This window comes from Streptomyces sp. NBC_00287 (assembly GCF_036173105.1).
Classification (GTDB): Bacteria; Actinomycetota; Actinomycetes; order Streptomycetales; family Streptomycetaceae; genus Streptomyces.
In genome coordinates this window covers 4,245,955-4,270,227 of sequence record NZ_CP108053.1, presented here as the reverse complement: position 1 = coordinate 4,270,227, position 24,273 = coordinate 4,245,955, and the positions used below count along the sequence as shown (strand labels likewise).

Here is a 24,273-nt window from a genome sequence, read left to right as displayed (position 1 = left end):
CCGTCCGCCTCCACGTCCGCTGACAGGGCGTCAGGTTACAGCTAATCTGACGGGTAGTCAGCTAGTGGTTGGGGGCTGTTGTGCGTGGTGACTTGGAGTGGGGCAGCATTCCGGGACTCGTCCGGTACGCCGCCGAGCGGTACGCGGACGCCGAGGCGGTGGTGGAGGGGCGTACGCGGATCTCGTACGCGGAGTTGGGCTCGCGGGTCTCCCGCTCCACGGCGGCGTGTGTGGTGAACGGGGTCCGGCCGGGCGACCGGGTGGCGATCTGGGCGCCGAACTCCCTGGACTGGATCGTGGCGGCCCTGGGCGCGGTGTCGGCGGGGGCGGTACTGGTGCCGCTGAACACCCGGTTCAAGGGCGCGGAGGCGGCGGATGTGCTGCGGCGGTGCGGGGCGCGGCTGTTGTTCGTGACCGGGACCTTCCTGGGGACGTCGTACGTGGCCTCGCTACGTCGGGTGGGGCTTGCCTCGCTGCCGGAGCTGGAGCGGGTGGTGGTGCTGGCGGATGACGCGCCGACGGACTTCCTGACCTGGAAGGACTTTCTGGCGAGCGGGGAGGGGCTGGAGCCCGGGCCGGTCGAGGTGGGCCCGTCGTCGCCGTCGGACATCGTCTACACGTCCGGGACGACGGGCCGCCCGAAGGGGGCGGTGATCACGCACGGTCAGACGCTGAGGGCGTACGAGATCTGGAGCGACCTGGCGGGCCTGTCGCGCGGGGACCGCTACCTGATCGTGAACCCCTTCTTCCACACCTTCGGCTACAAGGCCGGGGTGATCGCCTGCTTGATGCGCGGGGCGACGATGATCCCGCAGCCGGTGTTCAACGTGGACACGGTGCTGGCGAATGTGGCGGCGGAAGGGGTGTCGGTGCTGCCGGGCCCGCCGACGCTGCTTCAGTCGTTGTTGGACCACCCGAACCGGAGGGCCTTCGACCTCTCGGCGCTGCGGCTGGTGGTGACGGGGGCGGCGGTGGTGCCGTTGCAGTTGGTGTCCCGCTTGCACTCGGAACTAGGGGTGGCGACGGTCCTGACGGCGTACGGCCTCTCGGAGGCGAGCGGGATCGTGACGATGTGCCGCAGGGGCGACGACCCGTCGGTGATCGCGTCGACCTCGGGGCGGGCGATCCCCGGGACGGAGGTACGGGTCGACGGGGCTGTGGGGGAGCCCGGGGAGGTCCTGGTCCGGGGCTTCAACGTCATGCGCGGCTACTACGAGGACGAGCAGGCGACGGCGGAGGCGCTGACGGAGGACGGGTGGCTGCGGACGGGGGACGTGGGGGTCCTGGACGAGGCGGGGAATCTGCGCGTGACGGACCGCATCAAGGACATGTACATAGTCGGCGGCTTCAACGCATACCCGGCGGAGATAGAGCAGCTGCTGGCCCTGCACCCGGATGTCTCGGACGTGGCGGTGATCGGCGTACCGGATGCCCGCCTGGGCGAGGTCGGCAAGGCGTATGTGGTCCGGCGGCCCGGCTCGGTCCTGACGGCGGACGACTTGATGGCCTGGTCCCGACGGGAGATGGCGAACTACAAGGTGCCGAGGTCGGTGGAGTTCGTGGCGGAGCTGCCGAGGAATGCGAGCGGGAAGGTGGTGAAGGGGGAGTTGCGGGACGCCGGCTGAAGGACGGCCGGCGCCCCGCTGCTCCGGCTATCCGAAGGCGCGAACGGCCTGGTAGTACGTCCAGGCGGTGCTGTTGCAGGCGGTCTTGGTGGCGCCGCCGTAGTTGTTGCAGACGCGCTTGAGGTCCTCGTAGAAGGCGCTGTCGAGGCGGGACTTGTTGGCGCTGAACGTGCCGGCCGCCTTGTAGTTGCGGTAGCCGAAGTCGTGGCGGGCGCAGGACATCTGGAACGGGAAGCCGAAGGGGTTGTCCGGCGAGGAGGAGCAGTAGTCGGTGGACCAGTCGAACCCGTAGGCGGCCCAGGCGCCCTGGTTGGCCCGGGCGGCGGCCCAGAGGTTGTAGCTGCTCGAGCTGGTCTGGGTCCAACTGGAAAGGACCTGGGGCTTGTCGGCGGGAGCGGCGTCGGCCGCGGTCGCGGTGGCGACGACGGTGACGATCGTGAGGGCCGAGGTTGCAAGTGCGGTACCGAGTCTGCGGTGCATCCCACACCTCCATGAGGCTGCCCGCCCGCTTGTCGGGGGGCAGGTTCATGTCATGAGGATGCGCGCGGTCTATGCGCGTTTACACCGGGCGGGGCCAAATAGCCTGTAAACCATGGGATGTGAAGGGTAATCAGGGGATGAACGGTGCCTCTCCGACCCCGGGAACCTTCAGGCGGCGCCTCTCGTTCGACGTCAGGTCGAACCGAACGGAACCGAACCGAGGAGTACCTTTGCTGCTGCCGGGGCTGAACCTTCAGGCGGAACGTCTGATCGAGCTGGGTGTGCACGACATCGCGGGGATGACCGCGGAGGAGGTGCGGGCCTTTGCCGAGGGTGCCGAGGCGGCGGAGGGCGCCTTGCTGGCGGTCCATCCGGACCGCGCCCCCGCGTCGGCGCTGACCCCGCTCCTGGATCGCGACGGCAAGCCGGGCTTCGTCGTCACGGACATGCCGGACGTGGACGAGTTCACCCCGTACGAGGTGGAGCTGCCTCAGGCCCCGCTCTACCTGGTCACCGGCATCGACCGAGGCGACCACATGGCGAACTGGAGTCCGGAGGAGGCGCTGCCCGCGCTGAAGAAGGAGTCCCGAACCCCCTTGGTCCTCACCGAGGGCATCCACTGGATCCTCCAGCAACCGGCGGTCCTGGAGCGCAACCACTGCTTCATGACCATCGGCTCCCGCCTCCCCAAACCCAACGGCACCTTCGACGCCCGCACCCCGGCCATCTGGATCAGCAACGGCACGGGTCGGGACGGCCGGGAACGCCGTAATGCTCCGAAGGTCGGGTGGTGCTGGTGGGGGAACCGGCATACGTGGCTGGGGTTCGGGTCGGCGGAGGGGCGTCGGAGCGTGTGATGTAGGCCACGGTCGGCGTTGGTATGGTGAGGGGTATGGCAACCAAGAAGTACACCGTGACGCTGCCCGAGGAGCTTGCCGAGGAGATCCGGCGGGACGTGGGGGCGGGGAACTTCAGCGCGTATGTCACGCGGGCCATAGAGCGGCAGCGGGAGCAGGATCGGTTGGGGGAGCTGGTGGCGCGGCTGGAGGAGGAGCACGGCCCGGTCACTGAGGCTGAGCTCGCCGAGGCCGAGGCGGAGCGGCGCGAGCATGAGCGGTACTTTGCCGAGCGTGGGGGAGCAGCCGGGACCGCCGGCGGTTCATCGCTCCCGATGGCGGGCTGATGGCCACGTACACCTCGTATGTCCTGGACTGCGAAGGACTGTCCAGGACCGTTCGCGGCGAGCGCGGCATGCTCTCGCGGATCAAGGACGCCCACCGCAGCGGTATCCGTGTAGTCACGAGCTCCATGACCCTGATCGAGGCGTACCACGAGCAGGTGCAGCATGCCGCCTGGGCGTGGGCGATGTCCCGGATCGCCGTGGAGCCGGTCACCCGGGATGTGGCGGAGCAGGCGATCGCCCTGCTGCGTGACACCGGCCTGCACGGCCACAAGTACGCGATCGACGCGGCGCTGGCGGTGATCGCCGGGCGGCTGGACGGGAACGTCGTCCTCTTCACGTCCGACGAGAACGACATGACGAAGCTGTGCGGGGAGCGGGTGCGGGTCGTCGGGCTGTGACCTGACATGACGAGGGGGCCGAGCTTTGCCCGGCCCCCTCGTGCGGTGATCAGCGCGCGCTGGTTACTCCATCACGATGGTGATGTGGGTGTTCTGCGGGGTCACAGGCATCGCGTTGTCGGCCAGTGCCGGGCCAGCAGCGGCGGCGGTGGCGCCGAGTACCAGGGCGATGGTGGCGACGATCTTCTTGGTGCGAGTCATTTTCGGCTCCTGCTGGGGAGGGAATTCCGGACGGGCGTGAAGCCACACCTCGGCCGCGGCGGCTCCCCCTCCGCGCCGCCGCGGCCGATCCCCGTGCGGGAAAAGGGTCTGTGGTGCGGCCGGTCAGGCCGGGTTGTCCGTGACGTGGGTGTTGTCCGTTGTGGCCTCGCCCTCGTCTTCGGTGCTCGTGACGTGGGTGTTGAGCGGCTTGATCGGGCTGCTCGTCACGTGAGTGTTGAGCGGCTTGATCTCCTCGCCGCTGTCCGCGTCGGTGACGTGGGTGTTGTCCGGCTCAAGGACCGGGTCCTTCTCGGTGTTGCTCATGGGTGGTGCCTCCCCTTGGTGGATCCCTGCGGAACTGCGAGGCCCGTCCGGCGATTCCCCCGAGGACCGCCGGACGGGCTGCTCGCGGCCGTTCACCATAGACGACGGCCGAAGGTCGTCCCGCCTGCCCCCCGACGCGACGGATCGACACGTTGAGAGTGCCTGGCGGCGATAAACGAATGATGAACGCCCTTCACGCCACGGACGTCCTCAGGCGGCGACCGGGGTGAGCAGTCCCCTCACCTCGGCGGCCTCCGGCGAGTCCAACCGCTCGTAGATCTCCAGGGCTTCGCGCCAGCAGACCTGTGCGCGGCCGGAGTGCCCGATGCCGTTCAGCGCCTTGCCCAAGACGGTCAGCACGTGCCCTCGGCGCCAGTCGCCGCCGATGCCGCGCAGCACCGTGAGTGCCATCTCGGCGTTGCTCGACGCCTGGGCCGGCTTACGCGCCTCCAGGTCTACCTCCGCGAGCCGGCACAGCGTCATCCCTTCCCACAGGCGCTGTCGGCTGTCACGGAAGACCCGGAGCGCCTCGTCCAGTTGCTCCGTCGCCTCGCTGTGCTGTCCCGTCTTGGCCAGCGCCATCCCGAGGGCGTAGCGGCCGTTCGCGCCCCGCAGGGTGTGGCCCAACGACTGGTAGATGTCGGTCCCTTGGCGGGCCAGCGCCACCGCGGTGTCGGCACGCCCGGTGGCGAGGTGCAGGCGGGACAGGTTGCACAGCGGGCTGGCGGACCCCGCGACGTCGCCGCAGCCCCGGAACTTGTCGATGGCCTGGCTGAAGAACCGCTCGGCGTCCATGTAGCGGTTCTGGTAGAACGCGATGCTCCCCAGGATGTTCGCCGCCCAGCTCGACGGCAGCGGGTCGTCGGTCGTCTCGGCGAGCTGGATCGCCTCCTGCGCCTCCGGATACGCCCGGTCGAACAGGCCCGAGAACAGACGTGCGTTGCTCAGCACGACCGAGGCGCGACCCTCGGCACGTACGTCACCCTCGGCCCGCGCGGCGTCCCGCAGCACCGTGGCAGCCACCTCGTACTCCTTCGAGTTGGCCCCCGACTCCGCCAGATCGACGGAGGCCCACAGGAGATCGACCGCCCGCCGCAGGGTGCTGCCCTCGGCGGACTGCCGGACACAGGCGAGCAGCGGTACCGCCTCGGAGTACAGCCAGTCCCGTGCGGCCTGGCGGTCGGGGAAGGTCAGGCCCACCGCCCCTGTGGGGTGGAGGTGGTCCACCAGTCGGTCTCCGGGGCGCTCGATCGCGTAGACGCCGGCCGCGGTGCTCAGGTAGAAGTCCAGGAGTCGGCACAGCGCCGCATCCCGCTCGCTGGGCGGCTGTTCGTCCCGCTCCGCACAAGCACGCGCGTAGAGCCGAACCAGATCATGGAACCGATACCGCCCGGGCGCCGCAGACTCCAACAGCGACGTGTCCACCAGTGACTCCAGCAAGTCCTCCGTCTTCTCCGCCGGAAGATCCAGTACCGCCGCAGCCGCAGCCAGTGAGATATCCGGGCCGTCCGCCAGGCCCAGCAGGCGGAATGCCCGGGCCTGGGCCGGTTCCAGCTGCCCGTACCCCAGCTCGAAGGTCGCCTTCACCGCCAGGTCGCCGGCCTGGAGTTCGTCCAGCCGCCGCCGCTCGTCCGCGAGCTTTGCCGCCAGTACCGAGACCGTCCAGGTGCGGCGGGCTGCCAGCCTCGATGCTGCAATCCTGATCGCCAACGGCAGGAAGCCGCACGCCGCCACCACATCCAGCGCCGCTTCCCGTTCCGAGGCGACCCGTTCCTCGCCCACGATCTTCGTGAACAGGGAGAGGGCCTCCTCGGGGGACATCACGTCCAGGTCGACCAAGTGGGCCCCGGCCAGGTCCACCATCCGGACCCGCGACGTCACCAGCGCCGCGCAGCCCGAGGTGCCGGGCAGCAGCGGACGTACCTGCGCCGCGTCCCTCGCGTTGTCCAGCAGTACCAGGACCCGCCGACCGTCCAGCACCGAGCGGTACAGCGCCGCCCGCTCCTCCAGGGAGTCCGGGATCGCCGAGTCCGCCGTGCCGAGGGCCCGTAGGAACGAGCCGAGTACTGTCTCCGGGTCCGCCGCCCTCGCGCCCGCGCCCTGGAGGTCCACGTACAGCTGGCCGTCCGGGAAGGCCGACCGGGACTGGTGGGCCACATGGACCGCCAGCGTTGTCTTCCCCACGCCGCCGATCCCGGCCAGCGCCGACACCGCCATCACCCGGCCCTCCGCCGACGCCAGCACCTCGCTCAGCTCCGACACGAAGGACGAGCGGCCCGTGAAGTCCGGGACCGTGGCAGGGAGCTGGGCCGGGCGCACCGGGACCGGTGAAGGCTCCGCCAGCGGGGCCGACGGTTCCGCCAGGCCCGGGTCCGCCCGCAGGATGCGCTGCTGGAGCTCCTTCAGCCCCGGCCGCGGGTCCACGCCCAGTTCGTCGGCCAGCAGGCGCCGCGTGTCCGCGTACACCGCCAGCGCCTCCGCCTGGCGCCCGCTGCGGTACAGGGCCAGCATCAGCAGCTCACGCAGACGTTCCCGGAGCGGATGCGCCGCCGTCAGGGCCGTCAGTTCCGAGACCGCCTCCGCGTGGCAGCCCTGTTCCAGGTCCATGTCCAGACGGGACTCCAGGAGCTGGAGCCGCCATTCCTCCAGGCGGACCCGTTGGGCTTCGGCGTAGGGGCCGGGGACTCCGGCCAGGGGCTCCCCGTCCCACAGGGCCAGTGCGCGGTTCAGGACCTCTCGCGCATGGCACAGGTCCCCCGCCCCACGCCCCTTCTCCGCCTCCGTCGCCAGTTCCTGCGCCATCGACAGGTCCAGCGCGCCGTCGCCCAGGCCCCGGATCGCATAGCCGCCCGACTCGCTCACCAGGACCCCGGGGTCCAGGATCTTGCGCAGCCGGGACGCGTACGTCCGTAGCGCCGCCAGGGCCTGCGAGGGCGGTTCCTCGCCCCACAGCGCGTCGATCAGCTCCGCCGCCGTCGCCGTACGGCCCTCTCGCAGCAGCAGGGCCGCGAGCAGGGCGCGTTGCTGGGGCGAGCCGGTGTTGAGCAGCTCCTCCTCGCGCCAGGCGCGCACCGGGCCGAGCACGCTGAAGCGCAGCGCCGCCGGCTCGGATGAGCCGTCACGGCCGCCACGCCTCTGCTCCGGCACCCGCGGTACACCGTCCATCGCCGTCCCCCTGCAGAACGTCATGACAACCAGGCGCCAGTTTGCCTTGTTCATGGCGGATGCGTCAGCCGTGCGAGACCGCACTCACAGCCAGACGTGCGGTACACCACAAGGCCCTCACAACCTCTTCGCACAGTTCCGTACAGAACCCGATAGCTGACGGGTCGTCAGATCAGCGCTACCGTGGGCCACATGGAGACCAATCCGAGCTTCCCGCTGATCATCTCCGTCGACGACCACACCGTGGAGCCCCCGCAGGTGTGGCAGGACCGGCTCCCGAAGAAGTACCTCGACATCGGGCCCCGCACAGTCCGCGCCCCGCTGAAGGAAATGACCTTCCTCGGCGGCCGGTTCAAGCCCGTCATGGGCGAAAAGGGCGATGACGGCCCTATCGGCGACTGGTGGGTCTACGAGGACCTCCAGCGGCCCCTCACCCGCCTGGACACGGCAGTCGGCTACAGCAGGGACGAGATCAAGCTCGAGGTCATCACCTACGAGCAGATGCGCAAGGGCTCGTACGACGTCCCCTCCCGCCTCGCCGACATGGACGTCAACCACGTCCAGTCGGCCCTCTGCTTCCCCACCTTCCCCCGTTTCTGCGGCCAGACCTTCACGGAAGCCCAGGATCATGAGCTGGGGCTGCTGTGCGTCCAGGCCTACAACGACTGGATGGTGGAGGAGTGGTGCGGGCCCCAGGCGCGGGGGCGGCTCATACCGCTCACCCTCATCCCGCTGTGGGACGCCGAGCTGGCCGCGGCGGAGGTACGGCGGAACGCCGCCCGTGGCGTCCGAGCCGTCGCCTTCTCCGAGATACCTCCGCATCTCGGACTCCCCTCCGTCCACACCGACGACTGGGACCCCTTCCTCGCCGCCTGCGACGAGACCGGCACGGTCGTCGCCATGCACATCGGCTCCAGCAGCCGGATGCCCTCCACGAGCGCCGACGCGCCGCCCGCCGTCGGCTCCACCATCACCTTCGCCAACTGCTGCTTCTCCATGGTGGATTGGCTGATGAGCGGGAAGTTCGAGCGCTTCCCGAATCTCAAGGTCATGTATGCCGAGGGGCAGATCGGGTGGATTCCGTACATTCTCGAGCGCGCCGATGTGGTGTGGGAGGAGAACCGGGGGTGGGGTGGGGTCGCCGACAAGGTGCACCGGCCACCGTCCGAGCTGTTCGCCGACCATGTCTACGGCTGCTTCTTCGACGACGCCTTCGGGCTGCGCAACCTCGACGCCATCGGCGTCGGCAATGTGCTCTACGAGACCGACTACCCGCACTCCGACTCGACGTGGCCCAAGTCGAGGGAGGTCGGCGAGGCCCAGATGGGGCACTTGGACGCGGACGTGGTCGAGCGGATCGTACGGCGTAATGCCATTGACCTGCTGGGGCTCACGGACGACGGGCTGTGGCCCGGCGCCCGTGAGACGTGAGTGGGGCGGTCAGCCGAAGAACACCGACGAGATCTTGTTGTCGAAGCCGATGGAGTTCAGGTCGGCGATGTTGCCCTCGACCACCTTGGACTCGCCCTTGCAGTCCTTCTCCGACCAGATCTTCAGGGAGCCGGAGGCCTGGAGGGAGGAGGCGGAGTCCTCGCGGCCGACGTTCTGGCAGCCGGAACCGGCCAGACCCTCGGAGGGGTCACCGAAGTTCGGCTCGTCGGAGAGGGTGACACTGCCGGCGGGGGCGACCCCCGCCTTCTGTCCGTCCGGCGTCACACCGAACCAGGTGCCGCCCACGCCCTGCCCGTTGGTGTCCCCGGGCTTGAGGTCCTTGCTGAAGCGGTAGACCGGCCAGCCGCCGACGGTCACCTGGAGTCGGCCGTCGTCGCGCTTGACCACGCCCACGTCGGACTTGTCCACGCCGTCCAGGAAGATCTTGCCGCCCGGGGCCACGACCACCGGCAGCCAGGCGGTGGCGCAGTCGCCGTTGCAGGTCGACTTGGACGGGCTCGCGGTGTCGTTGTCGAAGCGGTAGAGGGTGAAGCCGGCGCCGTTCACGACGACCGGGTTCAGGGCGCCCGCCTGGGCCGCGCTCAACTGCACCCACTTCGCCGCCTTACCGGGGGACTTGGCCCAGTCGCCGGTCTTGGGGGCGGCGTTGTTCTGCTTCGCCGTACCGCTGTTGAAGCTCAGCTTCTGCGACGTGGACGCCGCTTCCTCGGTGCCGTTGCAGGCGGTCAGCAGCAGGGACGCGGCGGCTGCGGTGGCGGCGATTGCGGCGATGCGGTTGCGGATCATCTCGGTCTCCCCGTGGTCTCGGCGCGACCCGGAGTCCCCGAGCCGCCACCGCCCAGTACGAACCCCGGCTCGGCCGCCCTCACCCGGTGACACCCCTGAGACACGGCCGCGACGGCCTCCGGTCAATCGGGCGGAGACGTGGACATTCCGGAGACCGCCGGAACACCCCTTGTCTGATACGCCGTCAGGCAAGACCATGAGCCCGTCACTGAATTGACGGACCGTCAGATAGAGGGGATCGCATGTACGGAATGCAGCTCCCGGTCCAGTCCCAGAGCACCCTCTACGCCGAGCCCTGGGAGGCCGCCGCCGGGCCCGAGGACCTCGTCGAAGTAGCCCGCGCAGCAGACCGCGCCGGCTTCGACTACATCGCCACCTGCGACCACGTCGCCATCCCCCGCCGCCTCGCCCCCGCGATGAGCACGGTCTGGTACGACCCCGTAGCCACCCTCGCCCACCTCGCCGCCGCCACCGAGCGCGTACGGCTGCTCAGTCATGTCGCCGTGGTCGGCCTGCGCCACCCCCTCCTCACCGCCAAGCAGTACGCCACCCTCGACCACCTCTCCGGCGGACGCCTGCTCCTCGGGGTGGGCGCCGGACATGTGGAGGAGGAGTTCACGGCGCTCGGGGCGGACTTCCGGCACCGGGGCGCCGTACTCGACGAGACCATCGACGCGTTGCGTGCCGCGCTCGGCCCTGAGGAGTTCCCCGAGCACCACGGCAAGCTGTACGACTTCGAAGGCCTCGGCCAGCTCCCCAGGCCCGCGCAGGCGCACGTCCCGATCTGGGTCGGCGGCTCCTCGCCCGCCGCTGTACGCCGGGCCGCCCTCAAGGGGGACGGCTGGCTTCCGCAGGGGGATCCTCGGGACCGGCTGCCCCAGCAGATCGCCCGGCTCCGGCAACTCCGCGAAGGAATCCAGGGCCCCTTCACCATCGGCGCCATCGCCGAACCCCTCTACATCGGCACCCCGGCCTGGCACGTCGGCCGCCGCACGCTCACCGGCGGCCCGGAGGAACTCGCCGAGTCGCTGCGGGCGTACCGGGCGATGGGCGTGGACCAGATCCAGGTGCGGTTCCGCAGCCGGAGCCGTAGCGAACTCATCGACCAGATCGCGGCGTTCGGCGCCGACATAGGACCCCACCTGTGAGGAGTCAGCCCATGGGCAAGCTGGACGGACGTGTCGTCATCGTCACCGGCGCGGCGCGCGGACAGGGGGAGCAGGAGGCGCGGCTGTTCCGGGAGGAAGGGGCGTCGGTCGTCGTCGCGGATGTGCTCGACGACCAGGGGGAGGCGCTCGCCAAGGAGATCGGGGCGCTGTACGTCCACCTGGATGTGGGGGAGGAGGAGCAGTGGCAGGGGGCCGTACGGCGGACCAAGGAGGCGTACGGCCGGATCGACGGGCTCGTCAACAACGCCGGCATCCTGCGCTTCAACGCCCTCGTGGACACGCCCCTCGACGAGTTCATGCAGGTCGTGCGGGTCAATCAGGTCGGCTGCTTCCTGGGCGTCCGGACCGTCGCGCCCGAGATGGAGGACGGCGGCACGATCGTCAACACCGCCTCCTACACCGGGGTGACCGGGATGGCGGCCGTCGGGGCGTACGCGGCGAGCAAGCACGCGATCGTCGGGCTCACCCGGGTCGCCGCGCTGGAGCTGGCTCCCCGGGGGATCCGGGTCAACGCCGTCTGCCCCGGCGCGATCGACACCGCGATGTCCAACCCGGCACAGCTGGACCCGGCCGCGGACGCGGAGGAGACGGCGCGGGCGCTGGACGGGCTGTACCGCAAGCTCGTACCGCTCGGGCGGATCGGGCGGCCGGAGGAGGTGGCCCGGCTCGCCCTCTTCCTGACCTCGGAGGACTCCTCGTACATCACCGGGCAGCCGTTGGTGATCGACGGCGGGTGGCTGGCCGGAGTCTCCGTTATCTGACTCGCCGTCAGCTATTGACGCCTCATGCGGACGGTGCCACAGTCAGCAGCGATCTGACGGACCATCAGAAACTCCAGACCGGGGACGGTGAACCGCCTTGGAATTCGGGCTCTTTGTACAGGGATACGTGGGCAAGCGCGCAGAGACCGATCCGCTCGCCGAGCACAAGGCGCTGATGGAGGAGACCGAGTATGTGATCGCGGCGGACCGGGCCGGGTTCAAGTACGCCTGGGCGTCCGAGCATCACTTCCTGGAGGAGTACTCGCATCTGTCGGCGAACGATGTCTTCCTCGGGTACCTCGCGCACGCCACCGAGCGGATCCATCTCGGCTCCGGGATCTTCAATCCCCTCGCCCAGGTCAACCACCCCGTGAAGGTCGCCGAGAAGGTGGCCATGCTCGACCATCTCTCCGAGAACCGCTTCGAGTTCGGCAGCGGGCGGGGTGCCGGGTCGCACGAGATCCTCGGGTTCCTGCCCGGCATCACGGACATGAACTACACCAAGGAGATCTGGGAAGAGACCATCGCCGAGTTCCCGAAGATGTGGCTCCAGGACGAGTACGTCGGGTTCCAGGGCAAGCACTGGTCGCTGCCGCCGCGGAAGGTGCTGCCCAAGCCGTACGGGAAGTCCCACCCCGCGATGTGGTACGCCGCCGGGTCGCCTCCGTCGTACTCCATGGCCGCGAAGAAGGGGCTCGGGGTGCTGGGGTTCAGTGTGCAGAAGGTCTCCGACATGGAGTGGGTGCTGGAGCAGTACAAGACGGCGATCGTGGATGCGGAGCCGATCGGGGACTTCGTCAACGACAACGTGATGGTGACGACGACGGCGATCTGTGCGCCTACGCATGAGGAGGCTGTGCGGATCGCTGTGAGCGGGGGGCTGCACTATCTGCCCTCGCTGGTCTTTCGGTACCACGACACGTTTCCTCGGCCTGAGGGGTTTCCGGTGTGGCCGGAGACGTTGCCCGAGTACACGGCGGAGTTTGTCGAGGTGCTCATCGAGGAGGAACTCGTCATCTGTGGGGATCCGGATGAGGTGCTTCGGCAGTGCAAGCGGTGGGAGCAGGCCGGGGCCGATCAGTTGAGCTTTGGGTTGCCTGTGGGGGTGCCGAAGGAGGAGACCTTGCAGACGATTCGGCTCATTGGGGAGCACGTGATTCCGAAGATCGATACGGATCCTGTGCATCGGACTACGCGGTTCCGGAGGGGTGTCTGAGCGTCGTTGGCGGGTGCGGGGTGGTGGGGGCTGGTCGCGCAGTTCCCCGCGCCCCTAACTACGTCAACACCCCGTATGTCAGGAGGTGAACGTCCATGCTCGATCACGTCATCAAAGGTGCGTCCGTTGTTGATGGCACCGGCGGTCCCGCCTACACCGCCGACGTCGGCATACGCGACGGTCGTATCGCCGTCATCGCCCCCGGTGTCACCGAAGACGCCCGTACCTCCGAGGACGCCGCCGGGCTCGTCCTCGCCCCCGGCTTCGTCGATCCCCACACCCATTACGACGCCCAGCTCTTCTGGGACCCGTACGCCACCCCCTCCCTCAATCACGGAGTGACCACCGTCGCCGCCGGGAACTGTGGGTTCACGCTGGCGCCCCTCAACCCCGATCGCCCCGCCGATGCCGACTACACGCGGCGCATGATGTCCAAGGTCGAGGGGATGTCGCTGGTCGCGTTGGAGGAGGGGGCGCCCTGGAGTTGGCGGTCCTTCGGGGAGTATTTGGATGCCCTGGAGGGGCGGATCGCGGTCAATGCCGGGTTCATGGTGGGGCATTGCGCCCTGCGCCGGTACGTCATGGGGGCGGACGCCGTCGGGGGGCAGCCCACCCGGGATCAGCTCGACGCCATGCTCCGGCTGCTGCACGACGCCATGGACGCCGGGGCCTGGGGGTTCTCCACCACCCAGTCGTCCACGCACTCCGACGGGGACGGGCAGCCGGTCGCGTCCCGGCATGCGCGGCCCGCGGAGTTGCTCGCGCTGTCGAAGGCCGTCGGGGAGCACGAGGGCACTCAGATCGAGGCGATCGTCGCCGGGTGTCTCGATCAGTTCAGTGACGCCGAGATCGAGCTGTTCGCGGAGATGAGCGCGGTGGCGGGGCGGCCCCTGAACTGGAATGTGCTGACGATCGACGCCGCCGTACCCGAGCGGGTGCCGCGGCAACTGCTCGCGAGTGAGCGGGCCCGGAAGGCGGGCGGGCGGGTCGTCGCGCTGACGATGCCGATCCTGACGCCGATGAACATGTCCCTGGGCACCTTCTGCGCGCTCAACCTGATCCCGGGGTGGGGGCCGATCCTCGGGCTGCCCGTGCCCGAGCGGATCGCGAAACTCCGGGACGCCGAGGTCCGGGCCGAGATGCTGAAGCGCGCCGCCTCCAAGGAGGCCGGCGTCTTCCGGCGGCTCGCGGACTTCGGGCGGTACGTCATCGGCGACACCTACAGCGAGGCGAACCGTGGGCTCAGCGGGCGGGTCGTGCGGGACATCGCGGCGGAGCGCGGGCAGGACCCCTTCGCCTGCCTCGTCGACATCTGTGCCAACGACGAGCTGCGCACCGTCCTGTGGCCCATGCCGCCCGACAACGACCCCGCCTCCTGGGCGCTGCGGGCCCAGACCTGGCAGCACGAGGACGTCCTGCTGGGCGGCTCGGACGCGGGGGCGCATCTGGACCGGATGTGCGGGGCGCCGTATACGACCCGCTTCCTCGGGGACTGTCTGCGGGGGCGGAAGCTGGCCGGTCTCGAGCAGGCCGTGCGGATGCTGACCGACGACCCGGCGCGGCTCTTCGGGCTGCGGGAGCGGGGGCGGGTGCAGGAGGGGTTCCATGCCGATCTGGTGCTCTTCGACCCGGAACGGATCGACGCCGGTACGGCCACCCTGGTGCACGACCTGCCGGGTGACAGCCCGCGGCTCGACTCCAAGGCCCTCGGGGTGCGCGCCGTGTGGGTCAACGGGGTCGAGGCGATCCGGGACGACGTGGTGACGGGCGCGGTGCCGGGGAAGGTGCTGCGGTCCGGGCGGGACACACGGACGGTGAGCACACGGTGAGCCAGTCGCTGTTCATCGGGGGGTCGTGGGTGTCGCCCGAGGGCGGCTTCTACGACGTCCTCGACCCGGCGTCCGAAGAGACCGTCGGCTCGGCTCCCGAGGCCTCGCGGGATCAGGTGCACGCGGCCTGTGCCGCGGCCCGCGAGGCCTTCGGGGCGTGGTCGCGTACGGCGCCGGAGGAGCGGGCCGCGATTCTCGGGCGGGCGGCGGACGTCATCCGGGACCGGCTGGTGCCCTACGCCGAACTGGCCCAGGCCGAGACCGGCGCGACCATGGCTACGGCTCGCGCGATGCAGGTCGGGGTGGCCGCCGCCCGCTTTCGCAGGTACGCGCGCGTGGAGAGCGCCGAGTGGGCGATTCCGCCGCAGATCAATGAGGCCGGGCCGATGGGGCGGGCGGGGGTGATGGGCGCGCTGGCCGTGCGGCAGCCGGTGGGGGTCGTCGCCTGTATCTCCTCGTACAACAACCCATGGGCCAACGCAGCGGGCAAGATCGCCCCGGCCCTGGCGATGGGCAACACCGTGGTGGTGAAGCCGGCCCCGCAGGATCCGCTCTCCGTCTACCGGATGGCGGAGGCCCTGGAGGCGACCGGGGTGCCGCCGGGGGTGGTGAACGTCGTCTCCGGCGCCTCGGTGGAGGTCGGGGAGGCGGTGGTCGCCTCCGAGGACGTCGACATGGTCAGCTTCACCGGCTCCACGGCCGTGGGACGCCGTATCGCCGAGGTGTGCGGGCGGGGGATGAAGCGCCAGCTGATGGAGCTCGGCGGAAAGGGCGCGGCGCTCGTCTTCGACGACGCGGACATCGGCTCGGCGGTGGCCGGGATCGGGACGACGTTCTCCTTCTACAGCGGCCAGATCTGCACGGCGCCGACGCGGGTGCTGGCGCAGAGGGGGGTGTACGACCGTCTTGTCGAGCAACTGGCGGCCTACGCCCGCCGTTTGAAGGTGGGCGATCCCCGGGAACCGGACACGGTCGTCGGGCCGCTGATCTCGGCGGCGCACCGGGACCGGGTGGAGTCGTACATCGAGGTGGGCCGCAAGGAGGGAGCGACGGTCGTGACCGGCGGCGAACGCCCCCCGCTGGACAAGGGCTTCTACGTCACCCCCACCCTCCTCGCCGACTGCACCAACGACATGACCGTCGCCCGCGAGGAGATCTTCGGCCCCGTCGTCTCCGTGATCCCCTTCGACGAGGAGGACGAGGGAGTCACCCTCGCCAACGACTCCGACTACGGCCTGATCGACTACGTCTGGTCGACGGACGTGGCCAGAGCCTTCCGCGTCGCCCGCCGCCTCAGGGCAGGCGGAGTGGGCATCAACACGGTCGGCCGCAACATGGAGGCCCCCTTCGGCGGCTTCAAGAAGAGCGGGGTCGGCCGGGACGTGGGGTCCTACGCCCTGCACGCGTACAGCGAGGTGCAGTCGATCGTCTGGCCGGGGTAGACGGCAGCCTCAGTCCGCCAGGTCCACCCGCACCGTGAGCAGTTGCGCGCCGATCATCCGTACCGCGGCGCTGTTGAAGCGGGGCAGTGTCCGCAGCCGGGCCACCGGGTCGTCGTCCGGCAGCAGATGGGCCGTGCCCTCGTGCCAGCGGCCGTGGATCCGTACCCGGACCTTCGGGTCGACCCGGATGTTGCGCACGTACTGCGAACGCTCGCCGAACTCCGAGACCAGCCAGAATGAGTCGCCCACCCGACGGCCGCCGACCGGCGTACGGCGGGGCAGGCCCGAGGTGCGGCCCGTGGTCTCCAGAAGGGTGTGGTTCGGCAGACGGCGCATGACGGCGTTCAGTCGGCGCTGGAAGGCCCTGGCGGCCCGGTACTTGCGCTCGATGCTGCGGGACATGGTCGGTAGGACTCCTGTCATCGGCCGGTACGGCGGTGTGCGGGCGTGTTCACATACGTTTTGCGGTGTGGTCGGGCTGCGGTTCCGCCGCGCCCTCTTTAATGGTGCCTTGACAGTGCCATGACCGAGGGGTGGGTGGCCGTGCGCGTGGTGACCTGGAACCTGTGGTGGCGGTTCGGGCCGTGGCACGAGCGGCAGAAGGCGATCCGCTCCGTGCTGCGGGAGCTGCGGCCCGACCTCGTGGGCCTGCAGGAGGTGTGGGCCGCCGACGGGGAGAACCTAGCGGAATGGCTGGCGGGGGAGTTGGGCCTGCACTGGACCTGGGCGGCCTCCCCGGCGCCGGAGCGGTGGCGGCGGCGGATCGGGGACGCGTCGGTGGATATCGGCGCCGCGGTGCTGAGCCGGTGGCCGGTGGAGGAGACGGATGTCCTACGACTGCCCGCGCCGCCCGAGCTTGATGACGGACGGCTCGCTCTCTACGCGCGGACGGGCCCGGCGCACTTCTTCACCGCCCATCTGACATCAGCCCCGAGCGCCTCCGCCGTACGCTGCCAACAGGCCGCCGCACTCGCCGAGTTCGCCCGCCGTGACGGCCCCGTGATCGTCACCGGAGACTTCAACGCCGAGCCGGAGGCGGAGGAACTGCGCCTGTTTCGCCGCCACTTCCGTGATGCCTGGGAGGAGGCGGATCCGACGGCACCCTCGGCGACCTGGGACTGGGACCCGGAGCTCCCGTACACCCCGGACGGCCCGCGGCAGGGCGCGCGGATCGACTACGTCCATCTGGGCGGCCCGACGTCCGTCCGGGACGCACGGCGAGCCGGTGACCGGCCCGTGGACGGGGTCTGGCCCTCCGATCACGCGGCCGTCGTCGTCGACCTTCTGTGCTGAGCGCTCCGCTGGAAGTGCCGCGATATGCCGTCGGTCGTCCGCGGCCCCGTCGTGGCTGGTCGCGCAGTTCCCCGCGCCCCTCCAGGGCGCTGCCGGTCCGAGGTGGGCTCCGACCTGGCCTCCTGGGACATGGCCATGCTCAGTGTCGCGAGGCTGGAGATCCTGCTCTGCCTGGCCGCCGCCGCCCTGGGGGAGTACGGCACCGCTGAGTACGTCGCGGGCGGCAACGGCCCGGCCTCCTTCGACTACGTGACCATTAAGTGACGGTCACTCAACCCACCGGGGGCGCGAGGCTGTATCGATATGCGGCTACGCCGCGTGGGCGCGACCGGCCCCCACCGGCCCGCAGCCGAAAACGAATCAGTCCCGCCCCAAAAATATGGGGTTCGTGAACGCCGCCAACGCCCCTGGCAGCGGCGCCAGCACCGCCTCATGACGCAACTCCGCCCGCACATAAGCCGCATACGAAGGCGTCGTCCGCCACTCCACCACCCCCGCCCCCGAAACCGGCAGCGGCGCACTCGTGAACAGCACGCCCTGATCTGTCACGAACCGCACCGCGCACCGCGGCGCCCCCGTGACCTCCAGACGGACAGTCACCGGCGTATCCCGGTCCACCCGCAACCGCTCGCCGATGCCCGCGTGCTGCCCCCGCCCACCCGACGCCGTGAAGGTCACCGACACATTCTTCGACTCGGCGACATACGACCGCCCCGCCCGGATCCCCTCCTGAATCGCCTCCCGGGTCAGGTCATCGGCGAGCACCACCGTCTGCGGCGACCCCACGGGGTCAGGGGCTCGGTGCGCGTCGCTGTTGCCCATGGCCGGGATCCAGGCCCGCCCCTCCCGTACCGACGCCACCAGCATCCCGTCCCAGTCGGCCAGCGAAACCTCGTCGTCGGGGGTGTACGGACCGTTCCACACCTCCACCGCGTCCGCCTCGCCGAAGCCGAACTTCCAGTTGCAGCCGATGCAGGTTGCGTGCGGATGGGCGGGGACCACCAGTCCGCCGGAGGCCCGGATCCGGCGGGCGAACTTGCCGAAGCGGTTGTCGCGGGCCCGGTAGCGCCAGTCGACGAAGGTGCCGGGTTCCGTGCCGAGGGCGAGGACGTGACCGTTGCGGGTGGTGACCTCCTCGCCCAGCATCACCAGGAGGTCGTCGCCGGCGACATCGGCCCAGTGCGCGTGCGCGGCGTGCGTGTTGTGCTCGGAGCTGTTGATGAAGTCCAGCCCCGCGGCCCGGGCGAGCTCGGCGATCTCCGCGGGGGTGCGGCGGCCGTCGGAGTACCAGGAGTGCAGATGGCAGTCGCCGCGGTACCAGTCCCGGCCGCGTCCCCTGGCCCGCTGCGGCGGGTAGACGGGTTCCGCCACGGCGCCCTGCTCGCCGTAGAGGAGAGTGATTGTGAGCTCGTAGCTCAGGCCCTGCGGGGCGACGGTGTAGGGGCCGAGGGCGATGTGCCAGGTGCCCTCGTTGACCGGGCCGGGGATGTACGCCGGCGTCGCGTCGTCGGCGCGGATGAAGAACTCCGTGCGGGCGCCGCCGGACCAGCCGCGGAAGCCCTTGCCGCCCAGGTCGGTGCCGCGTTCGTCGAAGATGCCGATGTCGAGGGCGTTGCCAGGGGTGCCGGCCGGGACCGTCGGGCGGTCGTAGGTGTAGGAGACCTTGATCTCCCTGACCCCGTCGGGTACTTCGACGGGGACGTACACGAAATCGGGCGAGCCGGGGGGCAGAGTCCCGCTTACCGTACGGGTCTCGGCTTGGTGCATGTCGTCCGCCCCTCTCGCGAAGGTCACGCTTCCCAACGTAAGCGCAGCCGTGGCGCCCGTCACGATCAGGGCGCGTCTTCCGAGCCTTGCGTCGTCATCACACATGCCCGGGAGTGTTCCCCTCGGGCGTGAACTCGTAAGGACGGGAAGGGAATCGGCGGGCATCGAGCGAAGCCCGCCTTGGATGCCGACCAGTCGGTATGGACTTCTCAAGCCACCCCGGGTACAGATGTGACATGCGCCTCTCCGTCACGATCTTCCTCACCGACGAGACGATCACCCCGACCCGGCTCGCCCGCGAGCTGGAGCAGCGTGGGTTCGGCGGGCTGTATCTGCCCGAGCACACCCACATCCCCGTCGAGCGGACCACCCCGTACCCGGCCGGCGGCGAGCCGCCGCCCGAGTACGGCCGTACCCTCGATCCCTTCGTCGCGCTCGGCCAGGCCGCCGCCGTGACCGAGCGCCTCGGCCTCGGCACCGGCATCACGCTGGTCGCCCAGCACGACCCGGTGGTCCTGGCCAAGCAGATCGCGACCGTCGACCATCTCTCCGACGGACGTTTCACCCTCGGCCTCGGCTTCGGCTGGAACGTGGAGGAGGCCGCCGACCACGGTGTCGAGTGGCGCACCCGGCGTGAACTCGGCCGGGACCGGATGGCGTTGATGCGCGCCCTGTGGGCGGAGGAACCGACCGCCTACGAGGGCGAGTTCGCGAGCGTGCGCGCCTCCTACGCCTACCCCAAGCCGGTGCAGAAGCCGCGCGGGCCCGTCACCGGCCCCCGCACCCTCGTCGGCGGCGCCGCCGGACCCAAGCTCTTCTCCCACATCTGCGAGTACGCCGACGGCTGGATGCCCATCGGCGGGCGCGGACTGACCGAGACGCTGCCGGTGCTCCGTACCGCCTGGGCCGACGCGGGCCGCGACCCCGCCGCACTCCAGATCGTGCCGTACGCCATCTACCCCAGCCCCGGAAAGCTCGCGCACTACGCGGACCTCGGCATCGAGGAGGTCGTGGCGCAGCTGCCGCCCGCAGGGGAGGAAGAGGTGTTGAAGGCGCTGGACAAGTACGCCGAGTACTTGTAGCCAAGGGCCGTGGCACCTCCCCAGGGGCGCGGGGCTGTATCGATATGCGGCTCCGCCGCATGGGCGCGACCAGCCACAACGAAACCGAACCCGGCGATGCACCAGCAGCCCCCCAAGGCCCCCCGACCCCGCTGAACCGGCGGAGCCCCTCCGTATGCTCGAGGGATGACGACTTCGGCGACCTCCGGAACCGGCCCGACCGAGAACTCCATGCGTCGCGCCCTGAAACGGGCCCGGGACGGCGTCGCCCTCGATGTCACCGAGGCGGCCGTGCTGCTCCAGGCCCGCGGTGAGGCCCTCGACGACCTCGCCGCGTCCGCCGCCCGGGTCCGGGACGCGGGGCTCGAAGCGGCGGGCCGCCCCGGGGTCATCACGTACTCGAAGAGCGTCTTCATCCCGCTCACCCGCCTGTGCCGGGACAAGTGCCACTACTGCACCTTCGTGACCGTCCCCGGCAAGCTGCGCAGGGCCGGACACGGGATGTTCATGTCCCCGGACGAGGTGCTGGACATCGCCCGCAAGGGCGCCGCCCTCGGCTGCAAGGAAGCCCTCATCACCCTCGGCGACAAGCCCGAGGAGCGCTGGCCGGAGGCCCGGGAGTGGCTGGACGCGCACGGTTACGACGACACCATCGCGTACGTCCGAGCCGTCTCCATCCGCATCCTGGAGGAGACGGGCCTGCTGCCCCATCTCAATCCGGGGGTCATGTCGTGGACCGACTTCCAGCGGCTCAAGCCCGTCGCGCCCTCCATGGGCATGATGCTGGAGACGACGGCCACCCGCCTGTGGTCCGAGCCCGGCGGCCCGCACTACGGCTCTCCGGACAAGGAGCCCGCCGTACGGCTGCGGGTGTTGGAGGACGCGGGACGGTCCTCGGTCCCCTTCACCTCCGGGATCCTCATCGGTATCGGCGAGACGTACGAGGAGCGCGCCGAGTCCCTCTTCGCGCTCAGGAAGATCTCCCGCGCCTACCACGGCATCCAGGAACTGATCATCCAGAACTTCCGCGCCAAGCCGGACACGGCGATGCGGGGCATGCCGGACGCGGAACTCGACGAGCTGGTGGCCACGGTGGCGGTCGCCCGGCTCATCATGGGGCCGAGCGGCTGCCTCCAGGCCCCTCCCAACCTCGTCGACTCCGAGTACGAGCGGCTCATCGGCGCCGGTATCGACGACTGGGGCGGGGTCTCCCCGCTGACCATCGACCACGTCAACCCCGAGCGCCCCTGGCCGCAGATCGAGGAGCTCACCGAGCGCTCGGCGGCGGCCGGCTTCGAACTGCGCGAACGCCTCTGCGTCTACCCCGAGTTCGTGCGGCGCGGCGAGCCCTGGCTGGATCCGCGGCTGCGTCCGCATGTGGCGGCGCTGGCGGACCCGTCGTCCGGGCTCGCGAAGGAAGACGCCGTCGTCGAGGGGCACCCCTGGCAGGAGCCGGAGGAGGCCTTCGAGGCGTCGGGCCGTACGGATCTGCACACCACGATCGACACCGAGGGCCGTACGTCCGACCGCCGCGACGACTTCGACGAGGTGTACGGCGACTGGGGCGCCCTGCGTGAGGCGGCCGCCCCCGGCATGGCGCCGGAGCGTATCGACACGGACGTCCGCCAGGCGCTGCGCGTCGCGGCCGACGACCCCACCCGGCTGACCGACGAGGAGGCGCTGGCGCTGCTGCACGCGGACGGCCCGGCGCTGGACGCGTTGACACGGATCGCCGACGACGTCCGCAAGACGGCAGTCGGCGACGACGTGACGTACATCGTCACGCGGAACATCAACTTCACCAACGTCTGCTACACGGGCTGCCGGTTCTGCGCGTTCGCGCAGCGGCGGACCGACGCGGACGCGTACACGCTCTCCCTGGAGCAGGTGGCGGACCGGGCCCAGCAGGCGTGGGAGGTGGGCGCGGTGGAGGTCTGCATGCAGGGCGGCATCCACCCCGACCTCCCCGGGACGGCGTACTTCGACATCGCGCGGGCGGTGAAGGCACGGGTCCCGGGGATGCATGTGCACGCCTTCTCTCCCATGGAGGTCGTCAACGGCGCGAGCAGGACGGGTCTTTCGATCCGCGAGTGGCTCACGGCGGCGAAGGAAGCGGGCCTCGACTCCATCCCCGGCACGGCCGCCGAGATCCTCGACGACGAGGTCCGCTGGATCCTGACCAAGGGCAAGCTGCCCACGGCCACCTGGATCGAGGTGATCACGACGGCGCACGAGCTGGGCATCAGGTCGAGCTCGACCATGATGTACGGCCATGTCGACCAGCCCCGGCACTGGCTGGGCCACTTCAGGACCCTGGCCCGCATCCAGCAGCAGACGGGCGGCTTCACGGAGTTCGTGACGCTGCCGTTCATCCACACCAACGCGCCGGTGTATCTGGCGGGCATCGCACGACCGGGCCCGACGACCAGAGACAACCGTGCGGTGACGGCGATGGCCCGCCTGCTCCTGCACCCCTGGATCCCCAACATCCAGACGAGCTGGGTGAAGCTCGGCTCGGAGGGCGCGGCGGAGATGCTGCGCTCGGGCGCCAATGACCTGGGCGGCACGCTGATGGAGGAGACGATCTCCCGGATGGCGGGCTCCTCCTACGGCTCCTACAAGTCGGTCAAGGACCTGATCGCGGTGGCGGACGCGGCAGGGCGCCCCTCCAGGCCCCGCACCACGCTGTACGGCGAGGTCCCGGAGGAGCGGCAGCGGGCGGCGGCGGTGTCGGACGGGCATCTTCCGGAGCTGCTGCCGGTGCTGGAGTGAGCGTTCTCATGGCCGCAGTACGATGATCCGACCCTGTCGGTGAGCTGAGGAGATCCGTGCCGTGCCTGCCCCGAAGGTATGGGTGACCGCTCTGACGGTAGGGGCGACAGCCGTGGTCGTCGCCCTCGCCGTACAGGCGGACAAGGGCGCGAAGCCCACGGCCACGACCACCCCGCCGAGCGCCTCCGCCTCCGCCACGCCCAAGCCGACCGAGTCCGCGAAGCCGGCCCGGGTGCCGGACGGCTCGGGCACCGGCCGCCGGATCGTGTACTCGCTCGGCCAGCAGCGCGTGTGGCTGGTGGACGCGAGCGACGCCGCGCGCCGCACTTTCGCGGTGTGGCCGGGCACGGTCGACCCCGATCCGGGCAGCTATGAGGTCGGCCAGCGGACCGAGGATCCGATCACCGGCTCGGACGGTGTGGAGATCGAGCACGTGGTGTACTTCACTGCGAAGTCCGGCGTGAACATAGCCTTCTCCAACGCCATGGACGGCTCGTCACCGCCCCCGCCCGAGGCCGGGGCGCAGACGGGCGGGATCCGGATGAAGACGGGGGACGGCTCGGCGCTGTGGACGTTCGGGACGGCGGGCACGACCGTGACGGTCGTCGAGTAGGCAACGGGGGACATCGAGCGTGGGCGTACTGATCTTGTCGCTGCTTCTGGCGCTGGTCGTCGGAGGCTGTGTCTGTGTCGTGTGGACGAGCCGGGGCACTGCCCCGCGCTGGGCGCGCGCGGCAGCGGCCGTGACCCGGGGTGCGGGCGAGCTGTTGTGGGTCCTGATGCGGTCCAACAAGGGGTCGAGCCGGAGCAGTAGGTCGGACGACTAGTTACGTGTCGGACGCGGCCGTCAGCTGGTTGACGATCAGCACGATGCCGCTGAACACGAAGACCCTCGTCGCCGCGTCCAGCCCGTTCCAGTCCCCGGACTGCCACATCGCGAACCACTCACCGCCGATCGCGATGAACCCGGCGCCGAAGAGCAGCATGACCATGAGCAGGCCGTAGGTGGTGAAGCGCCGGGCGCTGCGGTCGCCCTGGCGGGCCCAGAGCCAGGTGCCGTATATGAGCACGAGTGCGGCGAGGGTCTCCCAGACGATGATCGCGACGTACGCGGTGTCCTGAAGTCCCTTGCTGGTGATGGCTCTCCACATCAGGTCGTCGTCCTTGAATGTGGTGTCCATCGCGAGGACATGCTGGACGAACTGCTGGTTCGTCCCGAAGTCCGTGATGTTCCCGAAGGCGACGAGCGCCATGTAGAGCGCGACGCTCGCGGTGAGCAGGGTGGCGGTGAGGCGGAGGGCGGTGCGTGGGGGTGTGGTGGCCATGCCGATCATTTTCCCTGTGAGGGT

The 24,273-nt window shown here is 70.1% G+C and carries 23 protein-coding genes; 15 read left to right on the top strand and 8 right to left on the bottom strand.

The window, feature by feature from the left end; genetic code table 11:
- The first annotated feature begins 80 nt into the window (after window positions 1-80).
- Window positions 81-1,625: a FadD3 family acyl-CoA ligase gene (locus OHT76_RS19265; RefSeq protein WP_328872084.1), complete on the top strand. Its 1,545-nt coding sequence runs from the start codon at window positions 81-83 to the stop codon at window positions 1,623-1,625.
- Between the two features lie 27 nt (window positions 1,626-1,652).
- Here OHT76_RS19265 and OHT76_RS19260 read toward each other — a convergent pair whose 3' ends face one another.
- Window positions 1,653-2,105: a phospholipase gene (locus OHT76_RS19260; protein ID WP_328872083.1), complete on the bottom strand. Its 453-nt coding sequence runs from the start codon at window positions 2,103-2,105 to the stop codon at window positions 1,653-1,655.
- A gap of 230 nt (window positions 2,106-2,335) precedes the next feature.
- On the opposite strand from OHT76_RS19260, the gene OHT76_RS19255 reads away from it, so the two are divergent.
- The 3 genes from OHT76_RS19255 to OHT76_RS19245 are packed head-to-tail and all read left to right on the top strand — an operon-like array spanning window position 2,336 to window position 3,686.
- On the top strand, window positions 2,336-2,962 hold the full coding sequence (locus tag OHT76_RS19255) for a DUF5701 family protein (protein ID WP_328872082.1): 627 nt from the start codon (window positions 2,336-2,338) through the stop codon (window positions 2,960-2,962).
- A 35-nt stretch (window positions 2,963-2,997) separates the two neighbouring features.
- Window positions 2,998-3,288, top strand: coding sequence for a hypothetical protein (locus tag OHT76_RS19250; RefSeq protein WP_328872081.1), 291 nt, complete (start codon window positions 2,998-3,000; stop codon window positions 3,286-3,288).
- Window positions 3,288-3,686 carry a hypothetical protein gene (locus OHT76_RS19245; protein WP_328872080.1) on the top strand — a complete coding sequence of 133 codons (399 nt, stop codon included), beginning with the start codon at window positions 3,288-3,290 and terminating at the stop codon, window positions 3,684-3,686. The genes OHT76_RS19250 and OHT76_RS19245 overlap by 1 nt, the downstream gene beginning before the upstream one ends.
- 63 nt (window positions 3,687-3,749) lie before the next feature.
- Here the strand turns inward: OHT76_RS19245 and OHT76_RS19240 are convergent, their stop codons facing one another.
- The 3 genes from OHT76_RS19240 to OHT76_RS19230 all read right to left on the bottom strand — a co-directional run bounded on the left by OHT76_RS19240 (window position 3,750) and on the right by OHT76_RS19230 (window position 7,376).
- Window positions 3,750-3,887, bottom strand: coding sequence for a hypothetical protein (locus OHT76_RS19240; RefSeq protein WP_328872079.1), 138 nt, complete (start codon window positions 3,885-3,887; stop codon window positions 3,750-3,752).
- A 123-nt stretch (window positions 3,888-4,010) separates the two neighbouring features.
- Window positions 4,011-4,211 (bottom strand): hypothetical protein, encoded by a 201-nt coding sequence (locus OHT76_RS19235; protein WP_315884249.1) that lies wholly within the window; start codon window positions 4,209-4,211, stop codon window positions 4,011-4,013.
- Between the two features lie 210 nt (window positions 4,212-4,421).
- On the bottom strand, window positions 4,422-7,376 hold the full coding sequence (locus OHT76_RS19230) for an AfsR/SARP family transcriptional regulator (protein ID WP_328872078.1): 2,955 nt from the start codon (window positions 7,374-7,376) through the stop codon (window positions 4,422-4,424).
- Between the two features lie 192 nt (window positions 7,377-7,568).
- Here OHT76_RS19230 and OHT76_RS19225 point away from each other — a divergent pair, with 192 nt between their 5' ends.
- The gene (locus OHT76_RS19225; protein WP_328872077.1) at window positions 7,569-8,807 is read left to right on the top strand and encodes an amidohydrolase family protein; all 1,239 of its coding nucleotides are present in this window, start codon (window positions 7,569-7,571) and stop codon (window positions 8,805-8,807) included.
- 9 nt (window positions 8,808-8,816) lie between these two features.
- On the opposite strand, the gene OHT76_RS19220 is transcribed toward OHT76_RS19225, so the two are convergent.
- Window positions 8,817-9,614, bottom strand: a complete 798-nt coding sequence (locus OHT76_RS19220) for a hypothetical protein (RefSeq protein WP_328872076.1) — start codon at window positions 9,612-9,614, stop codon at window positions 8,817-8,819.
- Window positions 9,615-9,856: 242 nt separating this feature from the next.
- Between OHT76_RS19220 and OHT76_RS19215 the strand changes: the two genes are divergently transcribed.
- From OHT76_RS19215 to OHT76_RS19195, 5 genes are all read left to right on the top strand, one after another.
- A complete protein-coding gene (locus OHT76_RS19215) occupies window positions 9,857-10,762 on the top strand; it encodes a TIGR03619 family F420-dependent LLM class oxidoreductase (RefSeq protein WP_328872075.1) in 906 nt (301 codons plus the stop codon).
- Between the two features lie 11 nt (window positions 10,763-10,773).
- A complete protein-coding gene (locus OHT76_RS19210; RefSeq protein ID WP_328872074.1) occupies window positions 10,774-11,544 on the top strand; it encodes an SDR family NAD(P)-dependent oxidoreductase in 771 nt (256 codons plus the stop codon).
- A gap of 97 nt (window positions 11,545-11,641) precedes the next feature.
- Window positions 11,642-12,760 carry an LLM class flavin-dependent oxidoreductase gene (locus OHT76_RS19205; RefSeq protein ID WP_328872073.1) on the top strand — a complete coding sequence of 373 codons (1,119 nt, stop codon included), beginning with the start codon at window positions 11,642-11,644 and terminating at the stop codon, window positions 12,758-12,760.
- A gap of 95 nt (window positions 12,761-12,855) precedes the next feature.
- Window positions 12,856-14,589: an N-acyl-D-amino-acid deacylase family protein gene (locus OHT76_RS19200; RefSeq protein ID WP_328872072.1), complete on the top strand. Its 1,734-nt coding sequence runs from the start codon at window positions 12,856-12,858 to the stop codon at window positions 14,587-14,589.
- A complete protein-coding gene (locus OHT76_RS19195; RefSeq protein ID WP_328872071.1) occupies window positions 14,586-16,031 on the top strand; it encodes an aldehyde dehydrogenase family protein in 1,446 nt (481 codons plus the stop codon). The genes OHT76_RS19200 and OHT76_RS19195 overlap by 4 nt, the downstream gene beginning before the upstream one ends.
- A 9-nt stretch (window positions 16,032-16,040) precedes the next feature.
- Here OHT76_RS19195 and OHT76_RS19190 read toward each other — a convergent pair whose 3' ends face one another.
- The gene (locus OHT76_RS19190; protein WP_328872070.1) at window positions 16,041-16,433 is read right to left on the bottom strand and encodes a nitroreductase/quinone reductase family protein; all 393 of its coding nucleotides are present in this window, start codon (window positions 16,431-16,433) and stop codon (window positions 16,041-16,043) included.
- 120 nt (window positions 16,434-16,553) lie between these two features.
- On the opposite strand from OHT76_RS19190, the gene OHT76_RS19185 reads away from it, so the two are divergent.
- Together OHT76_RS19185 and OHT76_RS19180 are read left to right on the top strand one after the other, a co-directional pair.
- Window positions 16,554-17,324 (top strand): endonuclease/exonuclease/phosphatase family protein, encoded by a 771-nt coding sequence (locus OHT76_RS19185; protein ID WP_328872069.1) that lies wholly within the window; start codon window positions 16,554-16,556, stop codon window positions 17,322-17,324.
- Window positions 17,325-17,426: 102 nt separating this feature from the next.
- A complete protein-coding gene (locus OHT76_RS19180) occupies window positions 17,427-17,588 on the top strand; it encodes a hypothetical protein (protein WP_328872068.1) in 162 nt (53 codons plus the stop codon).
- A gap of 96 nt (window positions 17,589-17,684) precedes the next feature.
- Here OHT76_RS19180 and OHT76_RS19175 read toward each other — a convergent pair whose 3' ends face one another.
- Complete coding sequence (locus tag OHT76_RS19175) at window positions 17,685-19,196, bottom strand: CehA/McbA family metallohydrolase (RefSeq protein ID WP_328872067.1); 1,512 nt, start codon at window positions 19,194-19,196, stop codon at window positions 17,685-17,687.
- A 131-nt stretch (window positions 19,197-19,327) separates the two neighbouring features.
- Between OHT76_RS19175 and OHT76_RS19170 the strand changes: the two genes are divergently transcribed.
- The 3 genes from OHT76_RS19170 (at window position 19,328) to OHT76_RS19160 (ending at window position 23,537) form a co-directional block, all read left to right on the top strand.
- Window positions 19,328-20,173: an LLM class F420-dependent oxidoreductase gene (locus OHT76_RS19170; protein ID WP_328872066.1), complete on the top strand. Its 846-nt coding sequence runs from the start codon at window positions 19,328-19,330 to the stop codon at window positions 20,171-20,173.
- A gap of 165 nt (window positions 20,174-20,338) precedes the next feature.
- On the top strand, window positions 20,339-22,924 hold the full coding sequence (locus tag OHT76_RS19165) for a bifunctional FO biosynthesis protein CofGH (protein ID WP_328872065.1): 2,586 nt from the start codon (window positions 20,339-20,341) through the stop codon (window positions 22,922-22,924).
- 52 nt (window positions 22,925-22,976) lie between these two features.
- Window positions 22,977-23,537, top strand: coding sequence for a hypothetical protein (locus OHT76_RS19160; protein ID WP_328876572.1), 561 nt, complete (start codon window positions 22,977-22,979; stop codon window positions 23,535-23,537).
- 214 nt (window positions 23,538-23,751) lie between these two features.
- Here the strand turns inward: OHT76_RS19160 and OHT76_RS19155 are convergent, their stop codons facing one another.
- Window positions 23,752-24,249, bottom strand: a complete 498-nt coding sequence (locus tag OHT76_RS19155) for a DUF2165 domain-containing protein (protein ID WP_328872064.1) — start codon at window positions 24,247-24,249, stop codon at window positions 23,752-23,754.
- Between the last annotated feature and the right edge of the window lie 24 nt (window positions 24,250-24,273).